Below are 221 nucleotides of genomic sequence, written 5' to 3'. Positions count from 1 at the left end.
GGGATGGTGATGATTTGGCCATTGGCCAGGGTCACTACAACCGGACTTCCAGTCACCGGCGCCCCGACGCTGGCGGTGTAAACGATGGTGCCGCCCTCCGCCACCGATGGTGTGGCGGTTAGTGTCACAGTAGTCGTGTCAGTTACGTCAGTGACCGAGGTGTTGACGGGGTCAGTATTGGCTACGAGGCTTTCAAAGCTTCCGCCGCTAACGCTAGTGAT

At 58.8% G+C, this 221-nt stretch carries 1 protein-coding gene; it reads right to left on the bottom strand.

All coding sequences use genetic code 11. The features are described 5' to 3' along the window. The coding region (locus FS665_RS24040; protein WP_371921325.1) for an immunoglobulin-like domain-containing protein at positions 1-128 on the bottom strand (128 nt) is incomplete at its 3' end. Between the last annotated feature and the right edge of the window lie 93 nt (positions 129-221).

Source organism: Pseudomonas sp. URMO17WK12:I11 (assembly GCF_007677725.1).
Lineage (GTDB): Bacteria > Pseudomonadota > Gammaproteobacteria > Pseudomonadales > Pseudomonadaceae > Aquipseudomonas.
This window is presented reverse-complemented; position numbering and strand designations above follow the sequence as displayed.